Source organism: Rhodococcus sp. 320_ES, from assembly GCF_059691855.1.
The window spans coordinates 262,084-280,754 of sequence record NZ_JCAWAG010000002.1; the positions used below are offsets into that span (position 1 = coordinate 262,084).

Here is an 18,671-nt window from a genome sequence, read left to right on the forward strand (position 1 = left end):
GCATGGCTGGTACACCCCCGAGCCGACTCGGGGGCACATTCGGTCGATCCAGTGCGGTGAGGGGTCCCCTCAGTCGGGAGAAGGAGCAGCGGGAGAAGGAACAGCGGGAGGCAGCGTCACCCGTATCCGGCACCCGGGCCCGATCGAGTCTGCGTTGACCACCTCGATACTCCCGCCGTGCAGGTCGACGGCCCACCGGGCGATCGCGAGGCCCAATCCTGTTCCGCCGTCGGTGGATCCACCGCGTGTGAAGCGTTCGAAGACGCGAGCCCGGTCGGCCCGGGCGATCCCCGGGCCGCGGTCGGCGACCTCCACGATGAGTCCACCGGTCGCGCGGTCGGTCCACGCCGTCACGGACACCGTTTGACCGGGCGGGCTGTGGCGGATGGCGTTGTCGAGGAGATTGACCACCACCTGGTGCACGCGGGCGGTGTCGGCCACGGCGGTCAGGTCCGGCGGGCTCACCTCGAGCAGAATCGTGGCCGACGGGTGGGCCAGCCGCGCGTTGTCGATGTCCTCAGCCAACACGTCCTGCACCCGAAACGTGCTCTTCGACAACGCAAGTGCGCCACCTTCGAGCCGTGAGAGGTCGAGCAGCTCGGTGACGAGGGATCCGAGGCGTTCGGTCTGCGCAAGGGCGCTGCGCAGCGTCGCTTCGGTCGGTTCCTGCACTCCGTCGACGACGTTCTCGAGAACGCCGCGCAGGGCGGTGATGGGTGTGCGGAGTTCGTGCGAGACGTTGCCGATCAGTTCCCGTCGGTATCGGTCGGCTTCTTCCAGGTCACTGCTCATCTGGTTGAAGGCCGCGGCGAGTTCGCCGATCTCGTCTCGCGACGTGGCGCGGACGCGGCGTGAGTAGTCGCCGCGCATCATCGCTCTCGCCGCCGCGGTCATCTCCCGGAGCGGCGAGGTCATGCCGTGGGCCACCACCTGGGTGGCGATCAGCGACACGATCAACGCCGCCGCCAGCGCGTATCGAAACGGCCACCGCGCGGTGAACCAGAAGGTCACCGACGCGAAGAAGAGGGCCGTCACCACCACCAGGCCGGTCTTCATCTTGAACGAGGTCAACGAGTCGAGCGGACGCGGCAACCGGTCGTAGAGGGCGGTCATCGGACACTGTCCGGACTGCGGAAGGCGTACCCGATCCCGTGGACGGTACGGACCAGGTCGCTGCCGAGTTTGCGTCGCAGAGCCTTGACGTGCGAGTCGACGGTTCGACTGGCGCCGGCGTCGGATCCGGAGCGGACCGGCCACCCCCATACCGCCTCGAGCAGCTGATCCCTCGCGAGCGCGGCTCCGGGCCGGGCGGCGAGGAACAGCAACAGGTCGAATTCGGTCCGCGTGAGATGCACTTCGGCGCCGCCGCGGTGGACGCGTCGTTCGCTCCGGTCGACCACCACGTCACCGAGGCGAAGGGTGTCGACCGCCGCCGCCGGTGCACGCTCGACGCGTCGAAGAAGCGCGTGAACTCGCGCCACCAGTGTGCGCATACCGAACGGCTTGGCAATGTAGTCGTCCGCGCCCACTCCGAGACCGACGAGCTGATCGTTCTCCTCGCCGCGCGCGGTGACCATCAGAACCGCCACGGGACGCTGCGCCTGAATCCGCCTGCACACTTCGAGTCCGTCGAAGCCGGGGAGCATGACGTCGAGAACCACGAGGTCGGGGTGCAACTCCTCGAACATCGTCACGGCAGTCGGGCCGTCACCGGCGATGTCGACGACGAACCCTTCCGCGCGCAACCGGGAGGCGATGGACTCGGCGATGGTGACCTCGTCGTCGACCACGAGTATTCGGCGATCAGTCATGAGAAGACTGTATTGCGCGAATGTGGGGAGATCGGGGGGACAATGTGAAGGTATCGAGGAGAAAACTGCGCCCGCCACCGCGGACGCAGCCACGTACACAGCCCGGTCCGACGTGATAGACGTTGGATTGGACACGCACAGACGAAGCCACGAGCACGAGAGAAAACGAGGCGAAAGCGAAACATGAACGCGAAGCAGCCGACCATCATCTACACCTTGACCGACGAAGCACCGATGCTTGCAACCCATGCATTCCTGCCGGTCATCCGCGCGTTCGCCGACGCGGCCGACATCAGCGTCGAATCCACCGACATCTCGGTTGCCGCCCGCATCCTCGCCGAGTTTCCCGACTACCTGAACGAGGACCAGCGTGTCGAGGACAACCTCGCCGAACTGGGCCGCCTGACGCAGGATCCCGACACCAACATCATCAAGCTTCCGAACATCAGCGCGTCCGTACCGCAGCTGCTCGCCGCGATCAAGGAACTTCAGGACAAGGGATACGCCATTCCGGATTTCCCCGGCAACCCGAAGACCGACGAGGAGCGCGAAATTCGCGACCGCTACACCAAGTGCCTCGGTAGCGCCGTCAATCCTGTTCTACGCGAGGGCAACTCGGACCGCCGCGCACCGAAGGCCGTCAAGGAATACGCGCGCAAGCATCCGCACAGCATGACCGAGTGGTCGCCCGCATCGCGCACCCACGTCGCGCACATGCGCGAAGGCGATTTCTACCACGGCGAGAAGTCGATGACCGTCGACGGTGACCGTGAAGTTCGCATGGAACTCAAGACCAAGAGCGGCGAGACGAAGGTGCTCAAGCCGAAGGTCTCGCTCACCGACGGTGACGTCATCGACTCGATGTTCATGAGCGCGAAGGCCCTCGACAAGTTCTACGAGGAGCAGATGCAGGACGCCTACGACACCGGCGTCATGTTCTCTCTTCACGTCAAGGCGACCATGATGCGCGTCTCGCACCCCATCGTCTTCGGACACGCGGTGCGCACCTTCTACAAGGAGGCGTTCGCCAAGCACGGCGAGCTGTTCGAGGAGCTCGGAGTCAACGTCAACAACGGACTCTCCGACCTCTACAGCAAGATCGAATCCCTCCCGGCGTCCAAGCACGACGAGATCGTCGAAGACCTGCACAAGTGCCACGAGCACCGCCCGGAGCTCGCGATGGTCGACTCCGCTCGCGGCATCTCGAACTTCCACTCCCCGTCCGACGTCATCGTCGACGCGTCCATGCCGGCCATGATTCGCGCGGGCGGCAAGATGTGGGGCGCCGACGGTCGGCCGAAGGACACCAAGGCCGTCAACCCCGAGTCCACCTTCTCGCGGATCTACCAGGAGATGGTGAACTTCTGCAAGACCAACGGGCAGTTCGACCCCACCACCATGGGCACCGTTCCCAACGTCGGCCTCATGGCGCAGAAGGCCGAGGAGTACGGCTCGCACGACAAGACGTTCGAGATGGAAGAGGACGCCGTCGCCGACATCGTCGACAACGCCACCGGCGAGGTGCTCCTCACCCAGAACGTGGAGAAGGGCGACATCTGGCGCCTGTGCATCGTCAAGGACGCACCCATCCAGGACTGGGTCAAGCTGGCCGTGACGCGCGCACGCGATTCGGGAATGCCGGTGCTGTTCTGGCTGGACCCGTACCGCCCGCACGAGAACGAGCTCATCAAGAAGGTCCGGAAGTACCTGCAGGATCACGACACCGAAGGCCTGGACATCCAGATCATGTCCCAGGTTCGCGCCATGCGGTACACCCTCGAGCGGGTCGTGCGCGGGCTCGACACCATCTCGGCGACGGGCAACATCCTCCGCGACTACCTCACCGACCTCTTCCCGATTCTCGAACTCGGCACGAGCGCGAAGATGCTCTCCATCGTCCCCCTGATGGCCGGTGGCGGGCTGTACGAGACGGGCGCCGGTGGGTCCGCACCCAAGCACGTCAACCAGCTGCTCGAAGAGAACCACCTGCGGTGGGATTCGCTCGGCGAATACCTGGCTCTCGCGGTGAGCCTCGAGGATCTCGGCAAGAAGACCGGCGGCAAGGCAACCGTCCTGGGCAAGGCCCTCGACGCGGCCACCGGCAAGCTGCTCGAGAACAGCAAGGGCCCGTCGCGCAAGACCGGCGAGCTGGACAACCGCGGAAGCCACTTCTACCTCGCGCTCTACTGGGCCGAGGAGCTGGCCAACCAGACCGACGATCCGGAACTGGCGAAGCATTTCGCCCCTCTGGCGGAGGCACTGGCGAAGAACGAAGAGGCCATCATCTCCGAACTCGCTGCCGTGCAGGGCGAGTCGGTCGACATCGGCGGGTACTACTTCCCCGACCCGGAGGCTGCCGCAGCCGTCATGCGGCCGAGCAAGACGTTCAACGAAACGCTCGAGTCGGTTCGCGCGTAGATCGGTTCCGTGTGCCCGGCGTCGGACTGTGTCCGTCGCCGGGCACACTGGTGTCATGACCCGACGAGTCGTGGTGATCGGCGCCGGTGTGGGCGGACTCGCTGCAGCAGCACGCTTGGCCGCACGCGGCCTGTCCGTCACCCTCGTCGAGCAGGCAGACCGTGTGGGCGGCAAGCTGGGAATCGAAACGGTCGACGGTTTTGCCTTCGACACCGGCCCATCGCTGGTGACGCTTCCGGACGAGCTTCGGGATCTGTTCGACGCCACGGGCATGTCCGCGGACGACGCGGGAGTATCGTTGACCCGCTTGCCGATCGCGTGTCGGTACACCTTTCCGGACGGCGTCACGCTGGATCTACCGGGAGAGCTCGGCGACATTCCCGCTGCCCTCGATGCCGCTCTGGGGGACGGCCGCGGTGCGCAGTGGACGCGGTTCCTGACCCGCGCCAGGCGAATCTGGGATCTCACCGAGACCCCGTTCCTGCGTTCCCCGATCACCGCGCGGACGATGCTTCGGTTGGCGCGCAAGCCCAGCGACGTCACTACCGTGGCCCCGTGGCAGTCGCTACGCGGCGTCGGCAGGAAGTATCTCGACGATCCTCGCCTGCGCATGTTGCTCGATCGCTACGCCACCTACACCGGTTCCGACCCCAGGAAAGCACCGGCCGCACTGGTCACCGTTCCGTATGCGGAGCAGGCGTTCGGCTCCTGGTACATCGACGGCGGGCTGTATCGGCTGGCGCAGGCGCTCGCCGAACGCTGCACGGCACTGGGCGTCGACGTGCGGCTCGGAACTCGCGTCGACGAAATACTCTGCAGCGCAGAGGGAGTCGGCGGCGTCAGACTGGCCGACGGGACGACGATCGAGGCGGACGCCGTCGTGGCCAACGCCGACGCTCACCAGGTGTACGGGCCGTTACTCGACGCTCGGCACCGCGGGGTGTCCTCGGCGCGGCGCGCGTTGCGGCGCACCACGCGATCGCTGTCGGGATTCGTTCTGCTTCTGGCCGTGGACGATCCGCCGGCAGACCAGGCGCACCACCACGTGATGTTCACCGACGATTACGACGCCGAGTTCGATGCAGTATTCGGTCGCCGCGGGCGCGCCCGGCCGGTCGAGCGCCCGACGATCTACATCAGCGCGCCGAACGACCCGGCCATCGTTCCCGAGCCCGACACCGGCGCGTGGTTCGTACTCGTCAATGCACCGCCGCACGATCCGGACAACGGAACCGACTGGGATGCAGCGGGTCTGAGCGAGCGGTACGCGGACTCCATCGTGGAACAGATGGCCGAACGAGGCGTCGACGTGCGAGCCCGCATCCGGCACCGGCGCATCATCTCCCCCGCCGATCTCGAGCGGAGGACGATGACGCCCGGCGGCTCGATCTACGGCACGTCGTCGAACTCCGCCACGGCGGCGTTCCTGCGACCGTCCAACCGGTCACCCGTTCCGGGACTGTTCCTGGTCGGCGGGTCGTCCCACCCGGGCGGCGGTCTGCCACTGGTGATCATGTCGGCGAAGATCGTGGCCGACATGATCGCTCACGCGGGAGCCTGACGAATCGAGAACAGATTGCCGAACGGGTCGAGCAGCTGACACAGACGCTCACCCGTGAACACCGTTTTCGGCCCGCGGTGAGCCATGGCACCGTGAGCGATCCAATCCGCTGCGATCGCGTCGACGTCGTCGACCGTCCAGTAGGCGGACACGCCGGCCGGCCCGGAGGAGTTCAGTTCGTCGTTTCGATGCACCGTGAGGCGCACACCATCGACGTCGAAGGCCACCAGCGCACCGCCGCGCTGGATCGGTGCACGACCCAGCCGCGCGGAGTACCAGTCGACAGCGGCCTCGAGGTCGTCGACGAAGTAGAAGACGTTGCCGACCGGCCCCAGAGCGAGCGGTGCGCTCACTTCGCGATGAAGTCGAGGATGTCCTGATCCAGTTCCTTCTGGTACGCGCCGTAGATTCCGTGCGGCGCACCGGGATACACCTTCAGCGTGCCGTCCTTCACGAGCTCGATGGATTTCTGCGCCGCGGCAGCGATGGGCACGATCTGATCGTCGTCGCCCTGAGCGATGAAAACCGGGACCGTCAGCGCTTTCAGATCCTCGGTGAAGTCGGTCTCCGAGAACGCCTTCACACAGTCGTAGGCCGCGGCGAGGTTCACGAGCATCCCCTGACGCCAGAAGTCGTCCTTGGCTCCCTGCGAAACCTGCGCACCGTCACGGTTCGCCCCGAAGAACGGTGTGGACAGGTCCTGGTAGAACTGCGACCGGTCGTTCAGCACACCGTCGCGAATGTCGTTCAGTGCCTCGATGGGAGTGCCCTCGGGATTGGTGCCCGACTTCAGCATCACCGGCGGAACCGCGCCGGCCGTGATCACCTTGACCACCCGATCCTGCCCATGCTGAGCGGCGTAACGGACCACCTCACCACCGCCGGTGGAGTGACCGACCACCACAAGATCGTGTAGGTCCAACGCCTCCACCAGTTCGGCGAGGTCTCGTGCGTAGGTGTCCATGTCGTTGCCCGTGTAGGTCTTTGACGATCGACCGTGTCCGCGGCGGTCGTGCGCGATCGCGCGGTAACCGGCGTCGGCGAGGAGCTTCATTTCGACCTGCCATGCATCGGACGAGAGGGGCCACCCGTGACTCAGCAGAACGGGCTGTCCCGTTCCCTGTTCGGTGTAGTAGATCTCGGTTCCGTCGGTAGTGGTGATGTACGGCATGGGATTCTCCTGGGGAGGTCGGTGGTCGATGCCTCAACCTTCCTCCGGCGGTGAATCGTTGTCGTCGCTGCTGCCGCCCAATGCCGTTACCGGCTAGCCGGTAACGGCACCTGTGCGGTGACGGACGTACCTCGTCCGAGTGGGCTCGCCACCGTCAACGTTCCGCCGACCGATTCGATCCGGTCGCGCAGTCCCAACAGTCCCGTTCCAGCGTCCGACGTGGCCCCGCCGACGCCGTCGTCCGTCACGGTCAAATCGAGCAGAGCGTCGAGAGCGCGCACCGTGACGACGATGTGCGTAGCCTCCGCGTATTTGGCGCTGTTCGTCAGCGCCTCTGCCACAACGTAATACGCCGCCACCTCGATGCGCTCGGGCAGCCTGGCATCGGCGTCGACCGTGAGCGCTACCGGTACCGGCGACCGTCTGGCCAACGTCTTGAGTGCGGGACCCAAACCGCCACGAGACAGAATGGCCGGATGAATACCACGCGAGAGTTGCTGCAGATCGACATGCAACTGCGCGAGATCGTCGACCGTGCGATCGAGCTGCGACCACAGGACGGGCTGGTCGGCAGGCACCGCTGCCTGCGCTGCCCGTAACTCCATACTCAGCGAGACGATCCGTTGCTGCGCACCGTCGTGAAGGTCCCGCTCGATCGTGCGCCGCGCGTGATCGGCGGCGGCGATGACACGCGCCCGGGACTGGGTGAGTTGTTCTCGCGTTTCGCTGTTGAAGACCGCAGTGCCCACCAGGTCGGCGAAATCGGTGACCCGAGCGGCGATATCGGGTATCGGCGTCTGGTCGACCGCACCGACCACCACCGCCCCCCAGGTCTTCCTATCCACCTTGACCGGAACCCCGACACCCTGCCGCAGACCTCGGAGACGTAAACGGCCGGCGATCGGTCCGGTGGCTGTCGTGTAGTCGACCCGGGCCGACGCGCCGGTCCTCAGTACGTCGGTGCATATGTTGTGTCCGCCGAGTTTCAGGCGTTCACCCACCTTGAGGTGATCGCGCTGCTTGTCGTCGTCGCACCCTGCGAGAACGGTACAGAATCCGTCGGAATCGAATCGGACCAACGAGACGTGCTGCACCGCGAGCGATTGCGAGAGTTCCTGCACGGCGGCCGGGAAAATGTCGGCCGGGTCGCCCCTGAGCGCCACCAGTGTTGCCACCCGCCTCAACGCGGCCTGCTGACGCGCGAGGTCGATGGTGCTGCGGTGCAACGCCTCTCGGTCGCGCGCTGCGGCCAGGAGCGCCTCGAGAGCAGGCACCACGCGATCCACTCGTCGCGACTCCGCCGTCGACAGCGAGTCGGGCAGGAACAAGGTCGCAATGTCGATCTCAGCGTCGCGCAACACGATTCGGACGTATCCCGGCTTGTCCGAGGCCGTGCCCGATTCCAACGAGGCGTACGGGGGTGGAAGATCGAGCACATCGGACAGACGTCGACTCACCGTGCGACCAATTTCGGACATGCTGGGCCTGCGCAGCAACGTCCGCGCGAGCTCGGCGAGAAGGTCTGCTTCGCAGCGGCGTTGGTAGGACTCGATGGCCCGAAGCCGCGCCTGACCGGCAAGCAGGTTACTCGCAAGCGCCAACACCGCGAATACCGCGATGGCCGGAAAGAGGCTGTTCGCATTTTCGCTCGCGTGAAGGAAGGCGTACGCGGCGCCGCTGGCCACGGACATCGTCAGGGCCGTCGCAATACCCCACCCCGCCGAGACGATCAGCACTCCCAGCAGGAACACAGCGCCGAACGGGTTCTCCGGTGAGAGGCGGCGCAACGCAACCACGACGACCACTTCGGCGGCAAGCACGCCGCACAATGCCACCACACCCCAAACGGCGGGTGGCGACGACGTGCGAAGAAGCATTGAGATGTACCGATCCCACCCGGTCCGACGCCGCCTGACCTCGCGCGGTCGGTCGGCAGTCACACGATGTTCCGGTTAGCGGTAATGCTCGAGCCGGGTGCATCTGACACTCTGGGTGAGGTGAACCCGCCAATCTCCCGCGTCGTGATCGTCGACGACAGCCTTGCGTTCTGCACGGCTGCGCGCTCGATGTTCCACGCGGCGGGAATCGAGGTGGTGGGAACTGCATCGACGTCGGACGACGCCCTCGCGGCGGCAACCGTCGGGAAGCCCGATGTGATTCTCGTCGACATCGACCTGGGTGGGGAGAGTGGATTCGAGGTCGTCGAAGCCTTGGCCGGTCTCGATCTCGATCCTCGACCGGCCGTCGTCCTGGTGTCCACGCACGACGAGGACGACTTCGCCGACATGGTCGAGGCGAGCGCCGCGGTGGGATTCGTGCCCAAATTCGCGATATCGGTGGAACTCATCGCGCGCACGGTGACCCGCTGATCACGTCGTCGCATCGAGATACACCATCACAGCCCGGACGCGGCGATGATCGTCGGCCGTCTCGGCGAGGTTCAGCTTGTTGAGAATACTTCGAACGTGCTTCTCGACGGTCCCCTCGGTGATCCACAGACGGCGGCCGATGCCGGAATTGGACAGCCCCTCGGCCATCAGCGTGAGCACCTCTCGCTCACGCACGCTCAGTACGGCCATGGGGTCGTCACGCCGACGTGCCGTCACGAGTTCCTGCACCAGAGCGGGGTCGATGACCGACGCGCCATGTGCCACACGGTCGAGACTGTCGACGAAATCCTCTATGTCCGTGACCCGCGTCTTCAGCAGGTATCCCAAACTGTAACCGCCGGCGAGCAATTCGAGGGCATGATCAACCTCGACGTGTGACGACAGAAGAACGATGGCGGTGTCAGGAAACTGTCGTCGAATCTCGACTGCAGCGTCGAGCCCCTCGGCCGTGTGCGTCGGCGGCATCCTGATGTCCACGATCGCGAGCTGCGGCCCCTGCGCACGAACCAACGCCATCAGTTCGTCGGCGTTTCCCGCCTGACCCACGACCTTCAGTCCAGCGCCGGTGAGCAGGCTCGACAGACCCGCTCGCAGGAGCACGTCGTCGTCGGCGATCACGACCCGAAGACCCGACAACGCCATGTCCCTCCCTCGTCCGAAGGCAGGTGGCGCGTTCGGGTGCACCCACTCTAGACAACGGATGCACCCGAAACGACTGGTACGACGTCAGGGAGTCGGGCTACCGCCGTTGACGTGCAGCGTCTCACCGATCACGAAGCTGGACTCGGCGGACGCGAGGTAGACGTACGCCGGTGCCAGTTCCGCGGGTTGCCCCCACCGACCGAGAGGAGTCCCCTCGCCGACCGTCGGCAACGCGTCGGTGGGCTGGCCTCCCGCGGTCTGCAGCGGCGTCCAGACGGGGCCCGGCGCAACGACGTTGACGCGAATGCCGCGGTCGGCGACCTGCTGGGCGAGGCCCTTGAAGAAGGTGTTGATCGACGCCTTCGTCATGGCGTAATGAATCAGGTGCGGTGACGGCTGGTACGCCTGGATGGACGACGATCCGATGATCGTCGAGCCCGGAGGCATATGGGGCACAGCAGCTTTGACCGTCCAGAACATCGCGTAGACGTTCGTCTTGACCGTGAGGTCGAACTCCTCGTCGGTCAGATCCTCGATCCGGTTCACGTACTGCTGCTTACCGGCGTTGATGACCAAGGCGTCGAGGCCACCGAGTTCGCGCACCGTCGTCTCGACGAGGGTTCGGCAATGCTCGGCATCGGTGATGTCGCCCGGAATCTTGACCGCCTTGCGGCCGGCGTCCGTGATCAGTTTCGCGATGGCGTCGGCGTCGGATTCCTCTTCCGGCAGGTACGAGATCGCGACGTCCGCGCCTTCGCGCGCATACGCGATGGCGGTGGCGGCGCCGATTCCGGAGTCGCCACCGGTGATCAACGCCTTGCGACCTTCGAGGCGTCCGCTGCCGCGGTACGTGTCCGCTCCGAGGTCGGCGAGGTTGTCCATCTTGGAATCGAGACCTGCCCCGGGCTGTGACACCTCCTTCGGCTGGAAGTCGGCGTACATCGTGCTCGGGTCTTGGAATGTGTATTGATCGGTCACAGGAGAGTCCTCGATATCGCGGGCGTGCAGGGTCGACGTGGGCCGGACTCTGGACCTCTTCCGTCGTGTCGGCCGGATAGCCGCTGCGGGGTCGGCCGAAACGTCAGCCCGAATGCGTAAGAGCCCGATCCATCAGGGTCTCGGCAGTCGCCCGTGCGCACGCCCACGGTTCGACGTCGTCGATCGACGTCGACAGCGCCGCAGCCCCCTCGTACAGCAGAGCGAGTTGGCGACCCAGCATCACGGGATCGCTCGCTCGCAGTTCGCGGCACATGTCGGTCATCGCGGCCAGAAATTCCGCCTTCTGGTGATGCACCAATTGTGCTGCGGCAGGCATACTTCCGGCGACTTCGACGGCAGCGTTGTGGAACGGGCATCCGCGCATACGGCCGTCGCCTCGGTGCGGGACGGTGAACAACGCCAACAGTCGATCACGCGGCCCGACGCGACGCGTGTCCGAAGGAGCGGCGACGCCGTCACGGATCCGCTCGAGGTATTTCTGCACCAGAACGGTCTTGCTCGGAAAGTATTTGTAGAGAGTTCTTTTCGACACATGGGCCTGTGCAGCAACCAGATCGACTCCGGTGACGTTGATTCCGTTGTCGTAGAACAGCGTCGTCGCGGCAGTGAGAATCCGCTCCCGGATCTCACGCCCACCGTCACCACGCGTACGCACCGCCGCGTCCGTCATCGTCGTCACCCACTTCGTGTCGGTAGTCAGCTTACACCGATCTGTTTACACAACGCGCCGACTGCGCTACGGTCGGTCGAGTAAACAGATTCGTTTACCTGATTCGGCCAAAGGACACCTCATGCCTTCACTTGCGAACTCCGTCGTTCTCGTCACCGGCGCCAACGGCGGCCTGGGTCACCAGTTCGTCCGACAGGCTCTGGACGCGGGCGCACGCAAGGTCTACGCGGCCGCGCGGTCACCACGGGACTGGAACGACGATCGGATCGTCCCCCTGCGCCTCGACGTCACGGACGGCCGGTCCATCGCCGACGCCGTGGCAGCCGCACCCGACGTCACCGTGCTGATCAACAATGCCGGAGCCACACCGCCCGTGGCCGGCCTCCTCGACCTGTCCGAGGACGATCTTCGAGCGAACTTCGAAACCAACTTCTTCGGCCCCGTCCTCCTCGCGCGCGCCTTCGCTCCGGCACTCGGCGCGGCCGACTCCGCAGTACTGATCGACGTCCACTCGATCGCGAGTTGGTACGCCTTCGGCGGCGCATACAGCGCATCCAAGGCGGCTCTGTGGTCGGCGACGAACTCGCTGCGCCTCGAGCTCGCTCCGCGCGGCGTCCACGTCGTCGGAGTCCACATGGGATACGTGGACACCCCATGGCTGCCGACGCCGACGGTCCCAAACTTCGACCGGAGGATTTGGTGGCGCAGGTCTACGAGACCGTCGCGGCCGGTGGGTTCGAAGTCATCGGCGACGACCTCACCGCGGGCGTGAAGGCCGCTCTCGGCGGACCGCTGGAGAACCTGTACCCCGCCCTGGCGACCGACGCGGCCGTCCGATGAAGGCGTACGTGATCGACGAGTACAAGGCCCCGGCGCACCTCGCCGACGTCCCGATGCCCACGGTTGGACCGCACGACGTCCTCGTCGAAGTGGTTGCGGCGAGCATCAATCCGTTGGACACGCTGGTCCGGAACGGAACGTTCAAGCAGCTGCTGAAGTACCGGATGCCGATCACGCTGGGCCACGACGTGGCCGGAGTGGTGACCGAAGTCGGAAGCGCGGTGGTCGATTTCGCCCCCGGCGACGAGATCTACTCGAGGCCGCGCGATCTGCGGATCGGAACGCTCGCCGAGTACATCGCGATCGATCAGCGCGACGTCGCACTCAAGCCGGTCACGTTGTCGTTCGAGGAAGCTGCGGCGGTTCCGCTGGTCGCCCTGGCGGCCTGGCAGATGCTCGTCGAGACCGCACACGTCGGCGCTGGATCGAAGGTGCTGGTCCACGCAGGCGCCGGCGGCTTGGGGTCGACCGTCGTGCAACTGGCGCACCACCTCGGCGCCCATGTGGCGACCACGGTCGGAACGCGATCGCGCGAGCTTGCTGCGAGCCTCGGGGCCGACGAGGTCATCGACTACCGAGAGAGCGACTTCACCGACGTCGTCTCGGACTACGACCTCGTCATCGATGCCGTCGGTGGAGAAAATCTGTCGAAGTCGCTGAGCGTCCTCGCACCGGGTGGTCTCGCACTCGGGGTGACCGGTCCGCCCGACGCCGGTTTCGCACGCCAACTCGGCGCACCCAAACCCTTCGAACTCCTACTGTGGGCGACGAGTCGTTCCGTCCGCCGGACCGCGCAGAAGAACCGTGTGAACTATCGATTCTTTTTCATGCATGCCGACGGCGAGCGACTTAGCGAATTGGCCGCCTTGTACGACAATGGGGCGCTGCGACCCGTCGTCGATTCGGTGTTCCCGTTCGAGCGAGCTCTCGACGCTCTCGACTACGTCGAGGCCGGAAAAACGAAGGCGGGAAAGGTGATCGTCAGCCACCGGTGAGCGCGTGGTGAACTGGGGATGGTGGCCAGGGCCGGGATCGAACCGGCGACCTTCCGCTTTTCAGGCGGACGCTCGTACCAACTGAGCTACCTGGCCGAGTGGCACCCGAAGCGAATGCCGAGAAAAAGTGAACCTTGCGACCCTGACGGGACTCGAACCCGCGACCTCCGCCGTGACAGGGCGGCGCGCTAACCAACTGCGCCACAGGGCCTTGCTGTTGTACTGCCTGTGTAAAGAACTGCGTCACATATTGAGTTGTCACACGACCCTCTCGGACCGTGCGTACCCCCTACGGGATTCGAACCCGCGCTACCGCCTTGAAAGGGCGGCGTCCTAGGCCGCTAGACGAAGGGGGCCCGCCGAATTGCTCCGGCCGTACCCCAACGGCGTTCCGTTGGGAGCTGGGATAGCTTATGACACGTCCGGATCAATTCCCAAATCTACTGGTCAGGGGCCTATTCGACGGTTGCAGCGTCGCGAATCGGCCACCCTCGCTCTTCCCAGCGCGCCAACCACTCCGGGGTGGCCATCGCCGACAGAACTACCTCCAGGGACTCCTCGAACAAGGCGGGGAGGTCCGTGTCGACGGCCATGAGGTCGGCCATGTAGCGCTGGCCGGCCAAGCAGGCAGCGAGCACGCGGGTGAACTTCTGGGGATCGACGCCGGACTTGAGGAGGCCGAGCCGTCCCGCTTCCTCCGCGAGCTCCAGTGCAGCGCGACCCCAGATCTGGCCCGCCCCGCTGCGCATGCCCGAGTAGAACTCGGGCTCGATGATCAGCCGGAACTCGGCCTGAACGACGACGTTGGCCTTGAACTCGGTGGCGAGGTCGACGACGACCTCGTGCAGCTTCTCGAACGGATCGAGGTCGTCGGACCTCTTCTTTCCGGTGATCGCCACGTATTGGTCGGTTGCGGTCTTCAGAACCGCTCGCGCCAACTCCTCCTTGGAGGCAAAGTGGAAATACATCGCGCCCTTCGTCGCGCGGGAGCCTTCGAGAATGGTGTTCACCGAGGCGGCGGCGTAGCCGCGCCGGCTGAACTCGAATGCCGCCGATTCGACGATTGCGGCGCGGGTGCGTCGAGCGCGTTCTTGCTGTGCCATTGCGCTGGTGCCTCCGAAGCCACGAACCCTCACGGGATTGTCAAATTCTCAAGCGAGACTAGCCGATAAACCTGGCAATGCCTTTTGTTGGTCACCGATTCGTACGTCGCGTCAGGACACCTCGGCACGAATCACGACAAGACGTTCGGACTCGCGCGGTAAACACACCAAATGGTACGGTACGGACCGCTCGGGTGCGCCGCAGGGGGTGCGCACCCGAGTTTCTTGCTGCTCAGGAGCTCGTCACGGACATCGCAGCCTCTCCGAAAGACGGGCAGATCGCTGGATCGCCTACTAAAATCAATTGTCGAACATTGTGAATGGACACAGCCAATTCTGGTCGGCCTGCTTCCCGATTCATTCGATCGACCGACATTGCCCCACCAATTGGACAAGCCGTTTCCGCTCGACGTCGATCGACCGGACAATGGTCACACCGGGGCGACGAACATTGCTTGGATCACACCCGTCCGGAGCACACGTACGGACGACACACGGGCGTGCGTGTGCCCGTGCAACCTGACTGCAGCAGCCTCGAACGGTCAACTATGCTTCCGGACTGCGCCCCTATAGCTCAGTTGGTAGAGCTACGGACTTTTAATCCGCAGGTCGTAGGTTCGAGTCCTACTGGGGGCACCACACTCGGTCTTCGAAGATGGTCACTGCTGCTGAGTGAGCCGCGCGCCGATGCTCTGATGCAGCGCCCGCAGACTGTTCTGCCCCAGCGACACCGTCTCCGATTCGATGTGCCTGAGCAGATGCCCGTCGTCGACGACCTTCTCGCTCGACTGCACGAGAACCGTTCCCGCTCCGGTGAAGTCGAACTGCCGCTCCTCGCCGGAGTTGGCGCCGAAGAACATTCCGCGAGCGGCACCGAGGAAGCTTTGCATCCAGTCCGCATCGAAGTGATGCGACGGGGACGGGCAGTCCGCCCAGCCGACGAGGGCCTGCGGGTCGATCCGCAGCGGCGGTTCCGCGAACATCACCTCGCCGTTCGACGACGCCAAGAACTTGCCCGTACCCAGCAGGGTGAGGAAGCCGGGGACGATCGACTGTTTCAGTTGCAGACCGGGTTCGAAGGCCAACAGGTTGGCCGCACGAATGGTCAGGTTTCCCTCGTCCAGATCGAACGAATTGATGTTGAACCCACGGTCGCCGAGGATCAACTTTCCTTGTCCGCGTGCGAGCACCCAGTCGTTCGCGTAGAGCGGCGACGAGAACCGTGCTGCGACGATGGCCGCCATCGACGTCTGACCCAGAGGCTCGAATCCGATGTTGCCGTAGTAGGCGATCATCGCGCCCTTCGCAGTGAACCACGGTTGGTCCACCAGCTCGACGCAGAACGCGTAGTCGTTACCGGGCACATTGTCGTTGGCGGGCAACGTCATCGGGTTGTGCACGTCGATACCCATGGCCGACCCCTCCTAGAACTTCTGCTCGGACGCTTGCACCCACACGGTCCCCATACCCGTCATCTTCAACTGGATGGCCTCACCGGATCCCCGGCCCACGGCGTCGCGCCACCCCACGCTCGCGGCGATCTCCACGTTGATCTGTCCCAGGTGACAGACGTACGCCTGCGGATCCACCACCACCTGAGGATGATTGGGCCCCACCTCGAGCGCCGTCGCTCCACCGTGCGAGAGCACGGCAACGCTTCCCTGCCCCATCAGCTGCGTCGTGAACAGGCCCTGACCGGTCATGGCACCACGAACCGCTCCGCGCACTCCGCCCTGAGAAGTCAGTGCCACAACGGAACTCGACAGGAATCCGTCATGCACCAACAGTCGATCGGCCTCCACGCTGAGAACCGACGACCCGTTTAGAGTGATGACGTCGGTATGCAGGCCGGCGTGGCCGTAGAACACTTCGCCGTGCCCTTCGGCGGCCATCATGGCGACATGCTCCCCGGACATCATTCGGCCGGCCATGCCCATCACGCCACCGACATTCGGCATCGCGCCCGGCCCGCCGCCCATCGTGTGTGGAACGAAGCGGACGTCGCCCGTGTAGTAGAGCATCGACCCACGCCGCGCGAGAACGTTCTGCCCCGGCGCGAGAATCGACTTCACGACCTTGCTGTTCACCGATTCCAGCGGCATGTCAACGCTCCTCGGGCTGAATGTAGACGACGCCCTGGCCGTCGAACCGGAGCGAGAACGCCTCGCCGCTTCCCCCGCCGAGGGCGGACCGCCACGTCACGTCGGTGACGAAACTCTGGTTCAGCTGCCCACGGTGAGCCACGAACGCGTCGGGGTCCACGACAAGTGCATACTGCGGACTCACCTCGAGCGCGATGGGCGGCCCGCCCTTGGACAGCAATGCGACGGTTCCGGTTCCACTGACGACCGTGGTGAACAGTCCCTGGCCCGAGGACGCACCGCGCAGTCCCGCGAACTTCACATCGGTCGCGAGCTGCCCCGCGACCGCCAACAGTTGGGACGCTTCGACATGCAGTGCGTCCCCGGCCAGTTCGACGATGGTGATGTCCTGGGCGTCGACAGCGAAGTAGACGGTGCCCTGCCCACTGACTTCCATGAGAGACAACGACTCTCCGGTCACCCGCTGTTTCAGTGCGGCTCGAAGACCACCGCCGCCGCCCATGCCGGCGTTCTTGAAGGTCACGTTGCCTTCGTACGCGACCATCGACCCGGTGACAGCCCTGATGGTGTCTCCGGCCATGTCCGCCACCAACACCCGGTGTCCGTTCATCCTCAGCTGCGCCACGGGGGAACTATGGCAGAGCGGGCCCGGCAACGGAAGGGATCAGACGGTCGGTTTCCGCGCCCCGCCTGCGTCGACTCGAAACATCCTCGATGCCAACAGCATTGCGATCACGAGCAGACCCGCCACGAAGGTGGCCGTTCCGGCCCACTCGGCGATCCCCCACGCCACACCGGCGAGGGCTCCGGCGATCGACGATCCGAGGTAGTACGCACAGAGGTAGAGCGAGGACGCTTCCGCCCGGTGACTCGTCGCCACCCGGCCGACCCACCCGCTCGCCACGGAATGGGCGGCGAAGAAACCGCCCGTGAAGAGGAAGACACCGGTCAGAACCAGCGGAAGTCGATCGGGCACCGTCAGCGCCAGGCCGACACCGGTCACGGCTACCGATGCCGTCAGCACCGCAGCCCGACCCAGCCGGTCGGCCAGGCGACCGGCCGCCGTCGAGGACCACGTGCCGGCGAGGTACATGACGAAGACGAGACCCACCAGCCCTTGCGGCAGATCGAAAGGCGTTGCCGTCAAGCGAAATCCGAGGAAGTTGTAGACCGACACGAATCCGCCCATCAGGAGGAATCCGAGCGCGAACAGAGTACGCAGAGTGGGGTCCGCGAGATGCCCACGAAGGTTGCCCAGCACGGTGCGCACGTCGATGCGCTGTTCGCGGAAGAATCGCGATCGAGGAAGCCCGCGCATCAGAACGAGCGAACACACCAACGCGACGACGGCTGCCGATTCCATCGCCCATCGCCAGGAACCGAGATCGAGCACCCCCGCCGGAACGACACGTCCGAGCAGACCGCCGATGGTGGTGCCGGCGACGTAGCGACCCATCGCCGCCCCCAGATCGTTGCCGTGGACCTCCTCGGCGAGGTATGCCATCGCCACCGCTGGAATTCCGGCGAGGGTTGCGCCCTGCAACGCACGTCCGACGAGAAGAACCTCGATCGTGGGACTCAGCGGAAGAAGTATCCCGATCACGCTCGACGCGAGTGCCGAGGACACCATCACTCGGGTGCGCCCGTACCGCTCGGACAGCACACTCGCCGGAACGATGGCGAGTGCCAGTACGCCCGTGGTCATCGACACCGCGAGCGCCGACACCGCGGGACTGACTCCGAAGGTGTCCGTCAGCGCGGGCAGAAGCGCCTGCACGCAGTACATGGCGACGAAGGTCGCGAGTCCCGCTGCGAAGAGAGCAAGGGTGATCCGGCGGTATCCCGCGGACCCGCGGCGGTGTGGGGTGCCCGGGTCGACTCGCACGGTGGTGGTGACGTCGGCCATGACAAAACTCTTACGCACAGGAAATGATTTGTAAAATGCATGACTCGGCCGTGTTCATGCACA

Annotated in this window: 18 protein-coding genes and 4 tRNA genes; 6 read left to right on the forward strand and 16 right to left on the reverse strand. The window is 65.1% G+C overall.

Annotated elements, in window-relative coordinates:
* Positions 1 to 69 precede the first annotated feature (69 nt).
* Positions 70 to 1,113 (reverse strand): HAMP domain-containing sensor histidine kinase, encoded by a 1,044-nt coding sequence (locus AC59JP_RS07945; RefSeq protein ID WP_497325200.1) that lies wholly within the window; start codon positions 1,111 to 1,113, stop codon positions 70 to 72.
* Positions 1,110 to 1,811: a response regulator transcription factor gene (locus AC59JP_RS07950; RefSeq protein ID WP_497325201.1), complete on the reverse strand. Its 702-nt coding sequence runs from the start codon at positions 1,809 to 1,811 to the stop codon at positions 1,110 to 1,112. Before AC59JP_RS07950 ends, AC59JP_RS07945 begins: the two co-directional genes overlap by 4 nt.
* Before the next feature lie 183 nt (positions 1,812 to 1,994).
* Here AC59JP_RS07950 and AC59JP_RS07955 point away from each other — a divergent pair, with 183 nt between their 5' ends.
* Positions 1,995 to 4,229, forward strand: coding sequence for an NADP-dependent isocitrate dehydrogenase (locus tag AC59JP_RS07955; protein ID WP_497325202.1), 2,235 nt, complete (start codon positions 1,995 to 1,997; stop codon positions 4,227 to 4,229).
* A 55-nt stretch (positions 4,230 to 4,284) separates the two neighbouring features.
* On the forward strand, positions 4,285 to 5,790 hold the full coding sequence (locus AC59JP_RS07960; RefSeq protein WP_497325203.1) for a phytoene desaturase family protein: 1,506 nt from the start codon (positions 4,285 to 4,287) through the stop codon (positions 5,788 to 5,790).
* On the opposite strand, the gene AC59JP_RS07965 is transcribed toward AC59JP_RS07960, so the two are convergent.
* The 3 genes from AC59JP_RS07965 to AC59JP_RS07975 form a co-directional block, all read right to left on the reverse strand.
* Positions 5,775 to 6,143 (reverse strand): VOC family protein, encoded by a 369-nt coding sequence (locus AC59JP_RS07965; protein WP_497325204.1) that lies wholly within the window; start codon positions 6,141 to 6,143, stop codon positions 5,775 to 5,777. The genes AC59JP_RS07960 and AC59JP_RS07965 overlap by 16 nt on opposite strands.
* Positions 6,140 to 6,961, reverse strand: coding sequence for an alpha/beta fold hydrolase (locus AC59JP_RS07970; RefSeq protein ID WP_497325205.1), 822 nt, complete (start codon positions 6,959 to 6,961; stop codon positions 6,140 to 6,142). Before AC59JP_RS07970 ends, AC59JP_RS07965 begins: the two co-directional genes overlap by 4 nt.
* 86 nt (positions 6,962 to 7,047) lie before the next feature.
* Positions 7,048 to 8,781 (reverse strand): ATP-binding protein, encoded by a 1,734-nt coding sequence (locus tag AC59JP_RS07975; protein ID WP_497325206.1) that lies wholly within the window; start codon positions 8,779 to 8,781, stop codon positions 7,048 to 7,050.
* Positions 8,782 to 8,958: 177 nt separating this feature from the next.
* Between AC59JP_RS07975 and AC59JP_RS07980 the strand changes: the two genes are divergently transcribed.
* On the forward strand, positions 8,959 to 9,330 hold the full coding sequence (locus tag AC59JP_RS07980; RefSeq protein WP_497325207.1) for a response regulator: 372 nt from the start codon (positions 8,959 to 8,961) through the stop codon (positions 9,328 to 9,330).
* Here AC59JP_RS07980 and AC59JP_RS07985 read toward each other — a convergent pair whose 3' ends face one another.
* The 3 genes from AC59JP_RS07985 to AC59JP_RS07995 all read right to left on the reverse strand — a co-directional run bounded on the left by AC59JP_RS07985 (position 9,331) and on the right by AC59JP_RS07995 (position 11,662).
* The gene (locus AC59JP_RS07985) at positions 9,331 to 9,987 is read right to left on the reverse strand and encodes a response regulator (protein ID WP_497325725.1); all 657 of its coding nucleotides are present in this window, start codon (positions 9,985 to 9,987) and stop codon (positions 9,331 to 9,333) included.
* 90 nt (positions 9,988 to 10,077) lie between these two features.
* Positions 10,078 to 10,935, reverse strand: a complete 858-nt coding sequence (locus AC59JP_RS07990) for an SDR family oxidoreductase (protein ID WP_497325726.1) — start codon at positions 10,933 to 10,935, stop codon at positions 10,078 to 10,080.
* Positions 10,936 to 11,074: 139 nt separating this feature from the next.
* Positions 11,075 to 11,662: a TetR/AcrR family transcriptional regulator gene (locus AC59JP_RS07995; RefSeq protein ID WP_497325208.1), complete on the reverse strand. Its 588-nt coding sequence runs from the start codon at positions 11,660 to 11,662 to the stop codon at positions 11,075 to 11,077.
* Positions 11,663 to 11,783: 121 nt separating this feature from the next.
* Between AC59JP_RS07995 and AC59JP_RS08000 the strand changes: the two genes are divergently transcribed.
* Positions 11,784 to 12,434 carry an SDR family oxidoreductase gene (locus AC59JP_RS08000; RefSeq protein WP_497325209.1) on the forward strand — a complete coding sequence of 217 codons (651 nt, stop codon included), beginning with the start codon at positions 11,784 to 11,786 and terminating at the stop codon, positions 12,432 to 12,434.
* Positions 12,435 to 12,498: 64 nt separating this feature from the next.
* On the forward strand, positions 12,499 to 13,497 hold the full coding sequence (locus AC59JP_RS08005) for an NADP-dependent oxidoreductase (RefSeq protein ID WP_497325210.1): 999 nt from the start codon (positions 12,499 to 12,501) through the stop codon (positions 13,495 to 13,497).
* A 19-nt stretch (positions 13,498 to 13,516) separates the two neighbouring features.
* On the opposite strand, the gene AC59JP_RS08010 is transcribed toward AC59JP_RS08005, so the two are convergent.
* The 4 genes from AC59JP_RS08010 to AC59JP_RS08025 form a co-directional block, all read right to left on the reverse strand.
* Positions 13,517 to 13,593, reverse strand: a tRNA-Phe gene (locus AC59JP_RS08010).
* A gap of 41 nt (positions 13,594 to 13,634) precedes the next feature.
* Positions 13,635 to 13,708: transfer RNA gene (locus AC59JP_RS08015), tRNA-Asp, on the reverse strand.
* A 72-nt stretch (positions 13,709 to 13,780) separates the two neighbouring features.
* Positions 13,781 to 13,853: transfer RNA gene (locus AC59JP_RS08020), tRNA-Glu, on the reverse strand.
* 99 nt (positions 13,854 to 13,952) lie between these two features.
* Positions 13,953 to 14,600 (reverse strand): TetR family transcriptional regulator, encoded by a 648-nt coding sequence (locus AC59JP_RS08025; RefSeq protein WP_497325211.1) that lies wholly within the window; start codon positions 14,598 to 14,600, stop codon positions 13,953 to 13,955.
* A 563-nt stretch (positions 14,601 to 15,163) separates the two neighbouring features.
* On the opposite strand from AC59JP_RS08025, the gene AC59JP_RS08030 reads away from it, so the two are divergent.
* Positions 15,164 to 15,239: transfer RNA gene (locus tag AC59JP_RS08030), tRNA-Lys, on the forward strand.
* 20 nt (positions 15,240 to 15,259) lie between these two features.
* On the opposite strand, the gene AC59JP_RS08035 is transcribed toward AC59JP_RS08030, so the two are convergent.
* Genes AC59JP_RS08035 through AC59JP_RS08050 form a run of 4 tightly spaced genes read right to left on the reverse strand, consistent with a single transcriptional unit; the run spans position 15,260 to position 18,608 of the window.
* Positions 15,260 to 16,012, reverse strand: a complete 753-nt coding sequence (locus AC59JP_RS08035) for an AIM24 family protein (RefSeq protein ID WP_497325212.1) — start codon at positions 16,010 to 16,012, stop codon at positions 15,260 to 15,262.
* 12 nt (positions 16,013 to 16,024) lie between these two features.
* A complete protein-coding gene (locus AC59JP_RS08040; protein WP_497325213.1) occupies positions 16,025 to 16,702 on the reverse strand; it encodes an AIM24 family protein in 678 nt (225 codons plus the stop codon).
* Position 16,703: 1 nt separating this feature from the next.
* Positions 16,704 to 17,312: an AIM24 family protein gene (locus tag AC59JP_RS08045; RefSeq protein WP_497325727.1), complete on the reverse strand. Its 609-nt coding sequence runs from the start codon at positions 17,310 to 17,312 to the stop codon at positions 16,704 to 16,706.
* 54 nt (positions 17,313 to 17,366) lie between these two features.
* A complete protein-coding gene (locus AC59JP_RS08050) occupies positions 17,367 to 18,608 on the reverse strand; it encodes an MFS transporter (RefSeq protein ID WP_497325214.1) in 1,242 nt (413 codons plus the stop codon).
* Positions 18,609 to 18,671 lie beyond the last annotated feature (63 nt).

Coding starts and splice junctions, on each gene's coding strand:
- AC59JP_RS07945 (WP_497325200.1), bottom strand. CDS start 1,113: ATGACCGCCCTCTACGACCGGTTGCCGCGTCCGCTCGACTCGTTGACC.
- AC59JP_RS07950 (WP_497325201.1), bottom strand. CDS start 1,811: ATGACTGATCGCCGAATACTCGTGGTCGACGACGAGGTCACCATCGCC.
- AC59JP_RS07955 (WP_497325202.1), top strand. CDS start 1,995: ATGAACGCGAAGCAGCCGACCATCATCTACACCTTGACCGACGAAGCA.
- AC59JP_RS07960 (WP_497325203.1), top strand. CDS start 4,285: ATGACCCGACGAGTCGTGGTGATCGGCGCCGGTGTGGGCGGACTCGCT.
- AC59JP_RS07970 (WP_497325205.1), bottom strand. CDS start 6,961: ATGCCGTACATCACCACTACCGACGGAACCGAGATCTACTACACCGAA.
- AC59JP_RS07990 (WP_497325726.1), bottom strand. CDS start 10,935: ATGTACGCCGACTTCCAGCCGAAGGAGGTGTCACAGCCCGGGGCAGGT.
- AC59JP_RS07995 (WP_497325208.1), bottom strand. CDS start 11,662: ATGACGGACGCGGCGGTGCGTACGCGTGGTGACGGTGGGCGTGAGATC.
- AC59JP_RS08000 (WP_497325209.1), top strand. CDS start 11,784: ATGCCTTCACTTGCGAACTCCGTCGTTCTCGTCACCGGCGCCAACGGC.
- AC59JP_RS08005 (WP_497325210.1), top strand. CDS start 12,499: ATGAAGGCGTACGTGATCGACGAGTACAAGGCCCCGGCGCACCTCGCC.
- AC59JP_RS08025 (WP_497325211.1), bottom strand. CDS start 14,600: ATGGCACAGCAAGAACGCGCTCGACGCACCCGCGCCGCAATCGTCGAA.
- AC59JP_RS08035 (WP_497325212.1), bottom strand. CDS start 16,012: ATGGGTATCGACGTGCACAACCCGATGACGTTGCCCGCCAACGACAAT.
- AC59JP_RS08040 (WP_497325213.1), bottom strand. CDS start 16,702: ATGCCGCTGGAATCGGTGAACAGCAAGGTCGTGAAGTCGATTCTCGCG.
- AC59JP_RS08045 (WP_497325727.1), bottom strand. CDS start 17,312: ATGAACGGACACCGGGTGTTGGTGGCGGACATGGCCGGAGACACCATC.
- AC59JP_RS08050 (WP_497325214.1), bottom strand. CDS start 18,608: ATGGCCGACGTCACCACCACCGTGCGAGTCGACCCGGGCACCCCACAC.